This window comes from Streptosporangium sp. NPDC049376, from assembly GCF_044466505.1.
Classification (GTDB): domain Bacteria; phylum Actinomycetota; class Actinomycetes; order Streptosporangiales; family Streptosporangiaceae; genus Streptosporangium.
In genome coordinates, this window is record NZ_JBITMT010000003.1 from 40,011 (window position 1) to 53,371 (window position 13,361).

The window sequence follows — 13,361 nt, forward strand, 5'->3', positions numbered from 1 at the left end:
GAAGGTCGATGGTGAGGGGGAATCGCCCTGCCAGGCCCACAACCTCGTGAGGAGTCCCGCTCGTGTTCCCACTCGGTACGCCCATGGCCGATGCTCTGCGTCGGAAGGTCAGTGAGGGTTTCTACGACCCCAAGGCGCCGCAGTTGCGTCGGCTTCAGGGGTTGCTTGGCCGGTCGCGGGTGGAGGTGGTGTTCCGGTGTGACGACGGGGCTCCGTTGCTGGAGGTGCCCTCGATGGAGTTCGTGATCTGGACCGATCTTCGGGAGCGGGACTTCTTCTGGAAGCACCGGAACGAGCGGGCTCATCAGGTTCCGGTGGAGCAGGTGGAGGAGGCCGCCCGTCAGATCGTCGAGCATCTGGCCCGTCTCCCGGCTCCCGGGGTGAAGGGTGCCGCGTCGGCGGAGGGGGCGTCCTCGTGATCGGGTCATCTCGGCCGGGTGGACGGCATCGTGACGGGCGGCCGTACAGCCTGGTGTATCGGCGGGTGTGGGACGGCCCGGCCCGCGCGGAGGCCGAGAGCCTCAACCAGGCGTGGGCCGGATGGACGGTGCTCTACAGCCTGGGGACGCGCCGGTTCTACGGGTTGTGTTCGTGGCCTGCTCCGCAGCCGGTGATCGTCAGCGACACCACCGCCGAGGGGTTGGAGCGGCGGATGCGTGAGGCCGAGGCGCTTCTGACCCTGCGGATGCCGACCTTCAGGGAGCGGAGATCGGCCGGGAGGCGACGGTTGCGGTCGGCGAGGAGGGCGGCATGATGCCGGGGGTCGCGGATCCCAGCTGTGACAGTTTGCAGCGGGCTCATCCGGACTGGTTGGTCTTCCACAGTTCGCATTCCGGCCTGTGGAGCGCCTACCGAGGTGTTCTGCCCGGCAGGCCGTACGCCGGGGAGGTGTTGTTGGTGCGGGCCGGGTCCGCCGAGGAGCTGGATCGCAAGCTGGCCGCTCAGGTGTCCCCGGTGGTGCCGCCGAGTATCCAGGCCGTCGCCGTCGCCCGCGCCTTGCAGGCCCGAGCCGCCCACGCCCTCCAGACCGCCCGGATCTCCCGGGCCGTTCACGCCGTCGCGCCGGGTCGGTCCACGGCGTTGCGCAGGTTGCTGCGCTCCTAGAAGCCGGTACGGCGGGCGGAGGAAGTCATCCCACCCGCCGCTCGCCGTACCTCGTGAACGTGCGGCTCAGGTGGGAGGGACCTGGGCCGCACACCCTCGCAAGACGGCTCCCACACACGCCGAGTGTGCTGGGGAAGAGGGAGCCGTCTGGCGCACCGGTCTTCCTATAAGGAAGGCCGGTCCTCCTCCAGGGTGCCCGGCCGCATGCTCCCCGGCTCGGGGCCGGGCACCCGCCCCCACCGCAGCCGCTACTGACCCCCATGGAGCCCTCCATGTCCCCCCTCAAGGCCGTCGCCCCCGATGGCACCTTTATCACCGAGGCCGGAACGACCGAACGGCTTCTCACGCCCGGCGAGGTCGCCCGGATCTTCGGCGTGGACCCCAAGACCGTCAACCGGTGGGCGTTGACCGGCCGCATCCCCTCGGTGCGGACCCCCAGCAGGCAGCGACGCTACCGGGAGAACGACATCAGGGCTCTGCTGGACGGTTCCCAGGGCTCCTGACCGGCTGTCTCCGCGAAATCCCCCTCTCAATTCGGTTTGGTGATAAATCCCATTTAGGAGGATAAAAAGTAATAAACCTCATGACGCGAGGTCCATACATCGCGTGCCGGTGTGGCCGTGGTGTACCGAGGATGTGATCCGGCTCGTATTGTTGCCCCGAGGAAAGTCGTCATGCGCGTCGGATTTGTCGGTCAAATGTGTCTTTCGCAGAGCATGATCGACGCGTTGTGAGGGTCCCGGCTGCGCGGCCGGATGGCTCCGTCGGGCGCCCGTGGGCATCCGGTGGGAAAGGACGGTAGCGGTGCCCGACGCAGGACCGTTGAAGGCGACCGACCCCCGGCGCATCGGCGTCCACGACCTGCTCGGAGTGCTGGGCAGCGGCGGCCAGGGCACCGTCTACCTGGGCCGGGGCCCCTCCGGGCAGCAGGTGGCGGTGAAGGTCCTGCACGCGCGCGTGGTCGAGAACACCACCGAGATGCGGCGCTTCGAGCGCGAGGTCGCGCTGGCGCGGCAGGTGGCGGCCTTCTGCACCGCCACGGTCCTTGAGGCCGGGTTCAGCGAGGGACGGCCCTACCTGGTCAGCGAGTACGTGCCCGGCCCCTCCCTCCAGGAGCTGGTCGCCACCGACGGCCCCCGCACGGGGAGCGGTCTGGAACGGCTGGCGATCGCCACCGCGACCGCCCTCGACGCCATCCGCCGGGCCGGGATCGTGCACCGCGACTTCAAGCCCACCAACGTGATCATGGGTCCCGAGGGGCCGGTCGTCATCGACTTCGGCATCGCCCGCATCCTGGAGGGCACCGACGCGACCACGGTCTCCGCGCTGGTCGGCACCCCCGCCTACCTGGCCCCGGAGCAACTGGCCAACCAGCCTGCCAGCGCGGCCTCCGACCTGTTCGCCTGGGCGGCGACCATGGTCTACGCGGCGACCGGCCGCCGGGCCTTCGCCGGTGATCACGCCGCGGCGATCATGGGCACCATCCTCAACAGCGAACCCGACCTGGACGGGGTGCCCGAGCCGCTGCGCGCGCTGCTGGCCGCCTGCCTGGCCAAGGACCCCAGGGACCGCCCCGGGATCGGTGAGGTGCTGGCGATGCTGACCGGCCGCATTCCGGCGGAGCCGTACGAGATGGAGACCGTCACCGAGAGCCCCGCCCCCGCCCCGGACGGACCGGCGGTCTCCGGCGCGGTGACGCCGAATCCGGCGGCCGAGCGGGACATGATCTCCACCGGGGACCGGCCGGTACGGCGCTCCTTTCCGCGTGGCCGTGCCGGGTGGATCACCGCGGCGGCCGGTGTCGTGGCCGTCGTGCTCGGGGTGGTCTTCTGGCCCTTCTCAAGGGAGCCGGTGACGAGCGCGGCCCCGGCGACGGCGGCGGTGGTGCCGGGCGTGGTCGGCACCCAGAGCGACGACATCTGGGCCGTCGCCGCCGCGCAGGTGGACGGGCGTCCGGTGGCGGTGACCGGCAGCGCGGACGACACGGCCCAGGTGTGGGACCTGACGACGCGCACGCCGGTCGGCGATCCGCTGCGCGGGCACACGGAGGACGTCAGCGCGGTCGCGATCGGGCAGGTGGACGGGCGTCCGGTGGCGGTGACCGGCAGCGCGGACGACACGGTCAGGGTCTGGGACCTGGTGACGCGACAGCCGGTCGGCGACCCGATGAGGGGGCACACCGAGGACGTCTACGCGGTGGCGGTCACCCAGGTGGACGGACGTCCCGTGGCCGTCACGGGCAGCGGCGACGACACGGTCAGGGTGTGGGACCTGACCACCCGCCAACCCGTCGGCGAGCCGATGAAGGGACACACCGAGGACGTCTGGGCGGTCGCCGTCGGGCAGCTGAACGGACGCCCGGTCGCGGTGACCGGTGGAGTGGACGACACGATCCGGGTCTGGGACCTGACCACGCGCCGTCCCGTCGGGGAGCCGATCACAGGGCACACCGGTGACGTGTACGGCGTGGCGGTCACCCGGCTCGACGGCCGTCCCGTGGTGGTGAGCAGCAGCGAGGACGACACGGTCCGGGTGTGGGACCTGGCCACGCACCAGCCCGTGGGGCAGCCGATGGTCGGTCACACGGGCAACGTCACGTCGGTGGCGGTCGGGCAGGTGGGCGGCCGTACCGTCGCCGTCACCGGGAGCTGGGACAGGAGCGTCCGCCTGTGGGACCTGACCTCGCGCAGGCCCGTCGGCGAGCCGTTCACCGGGCACACCAGCACCGTCTACGGCGTGGCGGTCACGCGGATCGGAGGACGGGCCGTCGCGGTCAGCGGCAGCAGGGACACGGCCGTGCGGGTGTGGGACCTGGGACCCGCGTCCTGAAATTCCGCGCCATTTTTTCGATGTCCGAAAATGGAATTACCGGGAGTCCGAAACAAAGTTCGCAGGAGGCGCCGTAGGTGGGATGTGTCGGGTTTTTGTGGCTTTTCCTGTGTGGCGAAGCGTGACACGATAAACGATCAAACCGGTTTCTGCTGGAGATTTTTGACGGAGGGGAGTACGGCCCCATGCCGTATGCGATCGTCGGGCACGAAGGTCCTCTCACCGGACAGCGGTTCCTGATCGGCGAAGAGCCGGTGACCTTCGGCCGCCGGGGCGACAACAACGTGGTGATCACCAGCGAGCGGGCCTCGCGCTTCCACGCCGAGGTGCGCGCCCAGGGTGACGACTACGTGCTGCAGGACCGTGGAAGCCGCAACGGGACGCTGGTCAACGGCAGGAAGATCACCTCCCACGTGCTCCAGCCCGGCGACACGATCTCCATCGGGGGCGAGACGTTCCGTTTCGAGACGTTCGACGACCTGGAGACCGTCGTCGACGCCTCCATGCTCCCGACGGTCGTCAGGGCCGTGCCCGGCGTCGGGATGGGACAGGTCCTGCACGTCACGATCTCCGGCGGCGGGCCCGTCGGGCTGAGCCTCGCCCTGCTGCTCGAACACCTCATGGGACACCGGGTGTCCATCACGATGTACGACGGCCGCTGGACCCGGGACGGGGCGCGGATCGTGTGGCGGAACGCGGCCCAGGGCAACAACCGGCGCCAGCAGGTGGTGACCGTACAGAGCCGCCAGTATCTCAACCTGCCGGAGGACGTCCAGGAACGGCTGTTCACCACCGGCTCCTACAGCGAGATGTGGCCGGCGGGCCCCGACTCGATCCGCGGCTACAGCCCGCGCAACATCCGGATCGCCCACGTCGAGGACGTGCTCCTCGACATGGTGAACGAGAAGGCCGACCGCATCCGGCTGATCCCCGAGAACCTCGACCCGGTCGCACACCGCGACGGCATCGCGCAGGACCACGTGCTGGCCATCTGCGAAGGCGGGCGTTCCCGGACCCGCGAACACTTCGGCGACAGGTTCGGGCAGGCCGACAAGTCGATCTACTCGCTGGACGGTCACCACGTCCAGGACGTGGTGCTCGGCATCCGCGTGAAGTCCGACCTGCCCGACCCCATGATCGTCCTGCTGACCGTGGCCCAGAACCGCTTCCTGCTCAACTCGCTGCGCGGCGAGGGGTTCCTGAACGTTCGCCTCACCGACGCCGAGGCCAAGGAGGTCATCGGCATCGACCCCATCCGGCAGGTGTTCGAGGAGTGCATCGCCTCCAACCCCTGCCTGATGGAGCGGACGGAGAGCGGCGACTTCCACTGCTCGACGCACCAGACGCTGTTCCTGCCCGCCCTGATCAGGGGCTCGGCGCTGTGGAGGCGGGTGCAGGAGGGGCTGACCCTCTTCGGCATCACCGAGGACAACGTGAGCGCCGTCACCGGCTTCCGGCTGGACATGGTGCAGCGGCCCCGCTTCACCTCCCGGCTGTTCTTCCCGACCTCGACCACCCCGGGCACGTACGGCTTCCTCCTGGGGGACGCGGCCAACGCGATCCACTTCTGGCCGGGACGCGGGCTCAACAGCGGACTGGCCTCGGCCATCTCGCTGGCGCGCTCGCTCAACCGCAACTGGCGGGGCAGGCCGTTCCGCGACGCCGACTTCGTCCGCCACGAGGCCGCGATGTCGATGCTGCAGTACCGGCACAAGAGCCGCGCCTGGAACGCGATGGTGGCCGCCGACGAGCAGGGGGTCACCCGGGCCATCAAGGACAAGATCGCCCAGGGCCTCGAAGAGGGCGCCGCCGGGGCGGACAGGAACGCCGACATCGACGTCCTGATGGACCGGCTGCGCCAGATCCGGTCCCGCCTGGCCCCGAGAATCCCCGGCATGCCCGACGACGCGGCCCTGCTGGAGCGGCTGAGCGAGCTGCGGAGCGAGACCGTACGGTCCCTGGTGGTCAGCGGCGCCTGGGACACGCTGACGGTCGGGGGTGAGGAGGTGGACATCGACATCTTCGACACCCCGGTCCCGGCGGAGCCGTCCCCCGCCGACGCGACCCTGTTCGTGAGGCCCACCACGACGGCACCGCACGACCTCTCGGGAACCACGGGCCCTCAACCGGTCCACAACGAGGCGGAGTGAGAGCCACCCCCCGCGCGCGGGGGGTGGCCCCACGCATGAGGAACGAGGGCGGAGGTCGCGTCGGCGCCCTTCCCCGTGGGATCGTCAACCGGTCCGGGCGCTACTCCGTACCGTCCGCAGGAAGGCGCTCCGGCAGCCCGAGTCGTGGGAACCGGTCGTCGTGGAACGTGAAGATCTCGGTGATCGCCCCGCCGGTGACGCGCAGGACGTCGATCGTCAGCGGCAGGTACGCGCCCTCCCGCTCCCGCCAGAGGTAGAAGGCGACGGCGGGCTGCCGGTTCACGGAGGTGGGGACGGCACGTAGGCGCCCCATGCCCTCGAAGCCGCTCTCGGCCCAGCCGTTCACCACCGTTTCGCGGCCGACGTACAGGCCCGGCGTGGGCGGCATCGAGTAGCGGACGTCGTCCCGCAGCAGTGCGGCGAGCCCGTCGATGTCCGTGGCCACGCTGGCGTCGGTGTAGCGGCGCACCAGCTCGCGCGTCCCGGCGTCCTCCTCCTCACCGCCGGTCCAGTCCTGCCGCTCGGCGGGCAGGTGCTCCCGCATTCCGGCGCGGGCCCGCTGTAGTGCGCTGTTCACGGAGTTGACGGAGTCCCCGAGGAGTGCCGCGACGTCCTTCGCCGGCCAGCCGAGCACGTCCCGAAGGATCAGCGCGGCCCGAGGGCGCGGCGCGAGGTGCTGGATCGCGACCAGGTACGCCAGTTCGATCGTCTCCCGTGCGACGGCGGCGGTCTCCGGCTCGTCCGCGTCGCCCGCGGGCAACTCGTCGAGCAGCCGGTCCGGGTAGGGCTGAAGCCACAACGCCTCGCCACCGGTCGCGGGCTCCGGGCGGCACCTGGCGAGCAGGTCCAGGCAGGCGTTGGTGGCGATCCGGTACAGCCAGGCCCGGAACGTCGACCGTCCCTCGAAGGTCTCCCGCCGCCGCCAGGCACGCAGGAACGTCTCCTGCACGGTGTCCTCGGCGTCTTCGAACGACCCGAGCATCCGGTAGCAGTGCACATGCAGCTCCCGCCGGTGCCGCTCCGCCAGTCCCGAGAACGCGGGCTCGTCGACCTCGCCCAGACCGCTCACGCCCAGCTCCTCCAGCAGCGTTCCCACACTCATCACGTCATCCTTCCGCCTCGTCGTGTCCCGTCGTAGGTATGACGGGTTCGGGCGCGACAACTCATCACCGCGGAACACGGCGAGGAGGGCGTGGGCGGCCATGAAGACTGGAACTCGCGGCCGTACGCGCCGGGACGTCCGAGGGGAACAGAGGATGAATGAACGATGTCCATTCGGTGTCCGAAAGTGCGGTGCCGTACGGGGTGGAATGGGATGATTGTTCGCTGAAGGAGGGAAATTCCAGAAGGGGGCAATCTGGCCTGGAAGTGGGTTATTTGGTGATCTAGATATGCGGCGAATGCTCCACAAAGCGCTCAAGTCGGGACATCGTGCTATCCCTTTTTTGTGGGGTGGTTTGGTGGAAGGATCTGATTTATCGTGGCAAGTGATAATAAGGCGCAATAGGAGCGACACATGGATCCGCTTGTGCTGGCCGCGGGGACGGCGTTGGTGACGGCCATGGCCACCGACGCCTGGCAGGACGCCCGCGCCGGGGTGGTCGCGCTGTGGCGGCGCTTCCGCCCCGAACAGGCCGAGGTCGTCGAGGGTGAGCTGGTCGAGGCCCACGCCGAACTGCTGACGGCGCGACAGGCGGGGGACGTCGAGACCGAGCGGGCACTGGCCGGTCTCTGGCAGGTACGGCTGGCGCACCTGCTGAGAGAGGCCCCCGAGTCGGCCGTCGAACTGAGACGCCTCCTCGACGAGGAACTGACCCCGCTGTTGTCGGTCACGGAGCAGACCCGGATCGGTTCGATCGTCATGAAGGCGGTCGTCCGAGACCAGGGACGCCTTTATCAGGCGGGCCGGGACCAGCACATCAACGAACGCTGAACGGAATTCCCCGGCGGCCGTGACGCCGCCCTCGTCCGGCTCCACAACGTCGTATGACCAGGCCGGAAAGTCAATGGCTGACTCTTTTCAGAATGACCGCCGGGAGCCGGAACCCGAACCGGTCCCACCGGCACGGGAAACGCCCACCGGAGACAACGTCCGCCTTGAGGTGTCCGTCTCCGACCAGGGCCACGTGTACCTGGCCAACAGGGACCAGCACTTTCACTACGGCGAGAAACTGAGCGCCGAACAGCGGACCCGGCCGGGGGCGGTGATCGAGGAGTGCCCCTATCCAGGGCTGTCCGCCTTCGGCCGTGAGCAGCGAAGGTGGTTCTTCGGCAGAAAGGACCTGACCGGTGCGCTGGTCGGCCGCCTCGACCGGCGGCTGCGCACGGGCGGTCTTCAGGTGGTCATCGCCCCCTCGGGCGCGGGGAAGTCCTCGCTGCTGCACGCCGGTCTGCTGCCCGCGCTCGACCAGGCGGCCCTGCCGTACGCCAACCGGTGGCCGCAGGTGACGCTCACCCCCACCGCCACACCGGTCAGGGAGATGGCCGGCAGTCTGGAACGCCTCACCGGTGTCGACCGGGACCGCGTCGCCGAACAGATCGCAGGCGGGCCGGAGCGGTACGTCTCGGCGCTGGAGAGGTGGCTGCGCGAGCGGGCCGGTGACCCGGCCGCCGCGCGGATCGTCGTGGTGGTGGACCAGTTCGAGGAACTGTTCACCGAGTGCGACGACGAGCGGGAACGCGAGGCGTTCGTCGAACTGCTCGTACGGCTGGCCGCCACACAGGCCGGGCTCGTGGTGATCGGGGTCCGCGACGACTTCCACTCCGCCTGCGCCGCGCATCCCCTGCTGCAGCCCGCCCTGGAGGACCGTCCGCTGGTGGTCGGGCCGATGCCGGAGGCGAACCTCAGGGAGGCGATCGTCTACCCCGCCCAGGACCTGGGGGTGGATCTCGAACCGGGGCTGGCCGAGCTTCTCCTGGGCGACCTGAGGGCGACCGCGGGTGACAGGCGGACGAGCGGGTACGAGGCGGGACGGCTCCCGCTGCTGGCCCACGCGCTGCGTCTGACCTGGCAGCAGCGCAACGGCGCCACGCTGACCGTCGAGGGGTACAAGGCCACCGGCCGGATCGAGGGCGCGCTCGCGGCCACCGCGGAGCAGGTCTTCACCGGTCTGGACGACACCGCCCAACGGCTGGCCAGGCTGCTGTTCCTCCGTCTGGTCAAGCTCGGGGACGGAGCCGAGGACACCCGCAGGCGCGTCGCCCACACCGATCTGGTCGGCATGCACGCGGACCCGGGGACGACCGCGGCGGTGGTGAACGCCTTCGCCGGGGAACGGCTGCTCACCCTGGACCGCGAAGCCGTACAGATCACTCATGAGGCCCTGCTGAGCCACTGGCCCCGGCTGCGCGGCTGGCTCAACGACGACCGGGCGGGGCGGCTCATCCACCAGGACCTGGAGGACACCGCGGCCGCGTGGAGCCGTGAGAGGGGCGACTCCTCCCGGCTGTACCGGGGGACCCGGCTTGACGCCGTACGTGTGTGGGCCGAGACCAGGCCTGAGGACGAACTCACTCCCGTCGCACGTGACTTCCTCGCCGCCTCGGCCCGCCAGCGACGCCGTACGGCCCGGCTGAGGACCGGCGCCGTCGCCGCCCTGACGGTGCTCGCCCTGGTCGCCTCCGTCGCGGCCGTCTACGCCCTCCAACGGGGCAGGGAGGCGATCACCCAGCGGGACCTGGCCGTCTACCAGCGTGTCGTCGCCGAGGCCGACCGGCTCAGGGAGACCGACATCTCCCTGTCCGCCCAGCTCACCCTGGTCGCCCATCGGATGAACCCCGGGGAGGAGACCCGGACACGACTTCTCGGCACCCAGGGCGACGCCCTTTCCGCGAGCCTGACGGGACACGTCGGTTACGTCGAGTCGGTGGTCTTCAGCCCCGACGGGCGGATCATGGCCAGCGGCGACGGCAGCGGCACGGTCCGGCTGTGGGACGTCTCCGCCCCCGCCCTGCCGAAGCCGCTCGGCCGTCCCCTGAGCGGCTCCATAAGCGGCGTGTCCGTGGTGGCGTTCAGCCCTGACGGACATCTTCTGGCGGCCGGTGACTCCGGCGGGAGGGTGCAGCTGTGGGACCTCTCCGACCGCGCGCACATCAAGCCGACGGGGGAGCCGCTGCTCGGGCACATATTCCAGGTGACGGCCATCAGGTTCACATCCGGCGGGAACACCATGATCACCTCGGGGGCGGACGGAGTCGTCCAGAAGTGGGACCTGACCGTTCCCTCCCCGCTGCTGGAGGGACGGGGCATGGCCGACTCCGTCTTCGACGACGGCGGATCGGTCTCCTCGACCGCCGTCAGCGCGGACGGGAAGACCCTGGCCGTCGGCACAGGCGACGCGAAGGTGCACCTGTTCGACATCTCAGACGTCAACCGTCCCAAACCGCTCAGCGATCTCCTGGAGATCCACAGAGGTGAGGTCAAGGCGATGGCGTTCAGTCCGAACGGCAGGACGCTGGCCACGATCGGAGGCGCCGGTGACGCGGGGGTGCTGCTGTGGGACGTCTCCGACCCCACCGACGGCACACTGCTCAACATTCCCTCGCGGAGCCGTACCTTCATCGGCACGTCGGTCGCGTTCAGTCCTAACGGGCGGACCCTGGCCGCGACGTACACCGACTGGACCGTCCGGCTGTGGAACGTCTCCAACCCCTCCGTCATGACGCCGCTGGGTCACTTCCTCGTCGGCCACACGGGGTTCGTCACCTCGGCCGCGTTCAGCCCTGACGGGCGGACCCTGGCCAGCGGTGCCTCGGACGGGTCGGTGCGGCTGTGGAACGCGCCCAGCGCCTACCTCCCCGGGCACACGGAGACCGTCACCTCCGTGGCGTTCGGCCCAGGCGGGCGGCTGCTGGCGAGCGCCGGGGTCGACAGATCGATCATCCTGTGGGACGTCTCCGACCCGCTGCGGGCCAGGCGCGTCGGCCGGCCGCTCCTGGGGCACAGGAACTCCGTCGCCTCCCTGGCCTTCGGCCCCGACGGGCACACGCTGGTGAGCTCGGGCGCCGACGGGGACATCCGGCTGTGGGACGTGACGGACCCCGCGCGGGCCACTGCCGTGGGAAAGCCGCTGAGAGCCGGGAAGAAGGCCGCGATCATCTACGCGGTGGCCTTCGACCCCACGGGAGACGTGCTCGCCGCCGCGTCGGGCGACGGAGCGGTGCGCCTGTGGGACGTCGCCGCCCGCAAGCTCCTCGCCGAGTCGCCGGGGAAGAAGGCCGCCGGAGACGACGAGGCGCGCTTCAGCTCGATCGCGTTCGGCCAGGGCGGAAGGCTCCTGGCGAGTATCAACCTGAACAACGCCATCACGCTGTGGGACGTCTCCGATCCCGCCCGTCTCAGGCCGGTGGGCCGTCCGCTGGAACTGCGGGCCGACGCCACGAGCAGGAGTTCGGAGTCCTCCAACTTCTACTCGGTGACCGTCAGTCCCGACGGGCACACCCTGGCCGCCTCAAGCGCCGACGGGAAGGTGTACCGGTGGGACATCACCGACCCCGCGCGGGCCACGCTCAAGGAACGACCGTTGACGGGCCACACGGGTGTCGCCTATTCGGTGCTGTTCAGTCCCGACGGGCGCACCATGGCGAGTTCCGGCTTCGACGGTGTGCTCCGGCTGTGGGACATGACCGACCCCGCAGGAGGGAAACCTCTCGGGCAGCCGCTGCTCAGACACACCACCGCGTTCCTTCCCGTCGCCTTCGACCGGACCGGCGGGTTGCTGGCGGGCGGCAGTGACGACGGGGCCGTCTGGCTGTGGACGCTGGACGAGGAACAGGCCGCCCGGCGGATCTGCGCCTACACCAGGGGCGCCCTCGACCCCGAGAAGTGGCGCCGTTTCGTGGGGGAGGGCATCCCCTACGACCCGCCCTGCCCCTGATCCCGACATATCCGGTATCTGGCCGGTATAGGCTGCCGAGCCGTGAGTGGATCTATGGCGTTTGTGAAGGATGTCGAGGTCGCGGCGCGGGTGAGCCGTATCGGTGGGCTGCCGTTGGCGCCGGAGGGCTTCGACTGGCCGCGCTGCGCCGTGTGCGACGGGCCGTTGCGGTTCCTGCTGCAGCTCATCACGGACGACCTCGGCGACCACGCCGAGGCCCTGCGGCCCGGGGCACTCCTGTCGTTCTTCATGTGCGACAACGATCCCGGCCAGTGCGAGGCCTGGAACCCCGAGGCGGGCGGCAACCGCGCCTACCTGTTCGCCGAAGACGCCACGGTGCCCCTGCCGTCCCCCGGGGAGGCGTTCGTTCTCCCCCAGTGCTTCGAGATCGGCATCTGCGAGGTCGAGCCGGAGACGGCGGACGAGGTCGCGGAGTTCAAGGTGGTCGGCTGGCTGGGTGGCGAGGCGGAGTGGTGGGAGACGGACATGACGCCCACGTGTTCCACCTGCGGCACCCCCATGGGCTTCGTCGCGCAGATGAGGGAGGGCTACAGCAGGAACTGGCTGATGAACTTCGGCGGCGGTGAGGCGTTCGTCTTCGCCTGCCCTCCCTGCGACGCGGCGTCCGTGGTCCTGCAGGGCTGAAACCCCGGTCCGTACGGCGTGGCCGCCGGGCCGCGCGGCCGACAAGAGCGGGCCGCGTGACCGACGAGAGCGGATCGCGTGACCGACGAGAGAGGACCGTGCGGCCGACAAGAGCGGGCCGTACGGCCAGGGGTTCAGGGCCTGGCGAGCCGTAGTCCGGCGGTGAGGGATCCGGCCAGCAGTACGGCACCGGAGGCCACCCCGCTGACGATCGGCACCCAGGGCAGGGAACCCGCCCAGGCCATGAGGAATCCGGCGATCCCGAGCAGGGTCAGGGCCACGCCGGGCACCGCGATGGTCCAGTCCTTCCACACCGGGGCCAGGGCGACGAAGTGGACACCCACGATGATCGCCACCCACGCCACGTTGACCTCCGTGGGCGCGCCCAGGGCGGCCAGCAGCCGGAGGCCGCCGAACAGCGCGAGCACCTCGACGGCCACCACGATCAGGTAACCGCGCCCGAACATCGTCCTCGCGGTCCCTCCGGAGGCGGCGGCCCCTCCGGAGGCGGCGGCGGTCTCTCCCGAGACGGCGGCGGCCGGTCGTCGCACACCGGTGAACCACAGCGCCAGCACGGCCGCGACGGCCAGGCCCGCGAGCACCCGCAGGACCGTGACCACGACGTCGCCCAGCGGACTCCGCGCGTTGACGAAGACGAAGACCGCACCGAAGACGGCGCCGACCAGTAATCCGCTCATACGTTGCATGCGTTTCATCCAAGCCCGCCGGACGCCGGCCGGACACGGGTGCCAGACCT

11 protein-coding genes are annotated in these 13,361 nt (G+C 70.2%); 9 read left to right on the forward strand and 2 right to left on the reverse strand.

What is annotated here, in order from left to right; translation table 11 throughout:
- Window positions 1-62: 62 nt before the first annotated feature.
- The 6 genes from ACIBVQ_RS09875 (at window position 63) to ACIBVQ_RS09900 (ending at window position 6,083) form a co-directional block, all read left to right on the forward strand.
- Window positions 63-419 (forward strand): hypothetical protein, encoded by a 357-nt coding sequence (locus ACIBVQ_RS09875; protein ID WP_399176745.1) that lies wholly within the window; start codon window positions 63-65, stop codon window positions 417-419.
- On the forward strand, window positions 416-754 hold the full coding sequence (locus ACIBVQ_RS09880; RefSeq protein WP_399176747.1) for a hypothetical protein: 339 nt from the start codon (window positions 416-418) through the stop codon (window positions 752-754). The genes ACIBVQ_RS09875 and ACIBVQ_RS09880 overlap by 4 nt, the downstream gene beginning before the upstream one ends.
- Window positions 751-1,104 (forward strand): hypothetical protein, encoded by a 354-nt coding sequence (locus tag ACIBVQ_RS09885; protein WP_399176748.1) that lies wholly within the window; start codon window positions 751-753, stop codon window positions 1,102-1,104. The genes ACIBVQ_RS09880 and ACIBVQ_RS09885 overlap by 4 nt, the downstream gene beginning before the upstream one ends.
- A gap of 272 nt (window positions 1,105-1,376) precedes the next feature.
- Window positions 1,377-1,607 (forward strand): BldC family transcriptional regulator, encoded by a 231-nt coding sequence (locus tag ACIBVQ_RS09890; RefSeq protein ID WP_352011176.1) that lies wholly within the window; start codon window positions 1,377-1,379, stop codon window positions 1,605-1,607.
- Window positions 1,608-1,908: 301 nt separating this feature from the next.
- On the forward strand, window positions 1,909-3,933 hold the full coding sequence (locus ACIBVQ_RS09895) for a serine/threonine-protein kinase (RefSeq protein ID WP_399176751.1): 2,025 nt from the start codon (window positions 1,909-1,911) through the stop codon (window positions 3,931-3,933).
- Between the two features lie 185 nt (window positions 3,934-4,118).
- Entirely contained in the window at window positions 4,119-6,083 is a 1,965-nt protein-coding gene (locus ACIBVQ_RS09900) for an FHA domain-containing protein (protein WP_399176753.1), read from the forward strand.
- Between the two features lie 100 nt (window positions 6,084-6,183).
- Here ACIBVQ_RS09900 and ACIBVQ_RS09905 read toward each other — a convergent pair whose 3' ends face one another.
- Window positions 6,184-7,185: an RNA polymerase subunit sigma-70 gene (locus ACIBVQ_RS09905; RefSeq protein ID WP_362912236.1), complete on the reverse strand. Its 1,002-nt coding sequence runs from the start codon at window positions 7,183-7,185 to the stop codon at window positions 6,184-6,186.
- A gap of 414 nt (window positions 7,186-7,599) precedes the next feature.
- On the opposite strand from ACIBVQ_RS09905, the gene ACIBVQ_RS09910 reads away from it, so the two are divergent.
- The 3 genes from ACIBVQ_RS09910 (at window position 7,600) to ACIBVQ_RS09920 (ending at window position 12,604) form a co-directional block, all read left to right on the forward strand.
- On the forward strand, window positions 7,600-8,016 hold the full coding sequence (locus ACIBVQ_RS09910) for a hypothetical protein (protein ID WP_399176755.1): 417 nt from the start codon (window positions 7,600-7,602) through the stop codon (window positions 8,014-8,016).
- A gap of 169 nt (window positions 8,017-8,185) precedes the next feature.
- Window positions 8,186-11,959, forward strand: a complete 3,774-nt coding sequence (locus ACIBVQ_RS09915) for a hypothetical protein (protein ID WP_399176757.1) — start codon at window positions 8,186-8,188, stop codon at window positions 11,957-11,959.
- Between the two features lie 54 nt (window positions 11,960-12,013).
- Window positions 12,014-12,604: a DUF1963 domain-containing protein gene (locus ACIBVQ_RS09920; RefSeq protein WP_352011170.1), complete on the forward strand. Its 591-nt coding sequence runs from the start codon at window positions 12,014-12,016 to the stop codon at window positions 12,602-12,604.
- A gap of 134 nt (window positions 12,605-12,738) precedes the next feature.
- Here the strand turns inward: ACIBVQ_RS09920 and ACIBVQ_RS09925 are convergent, their stop codons facing one another.
- Window positions 12,739-13,302, reverse strand: coding sequence for a hypothetical protein (locus ACIBVQ_RS09925; RefSeq protein ID WP_399176759.1), 564 nt, complete (start codon window positions 13,300-13,302; stop codon window positions 12,739-12,741).
- Window positions 13,303-13,361 lie beyond the last annotated feature (59 nt).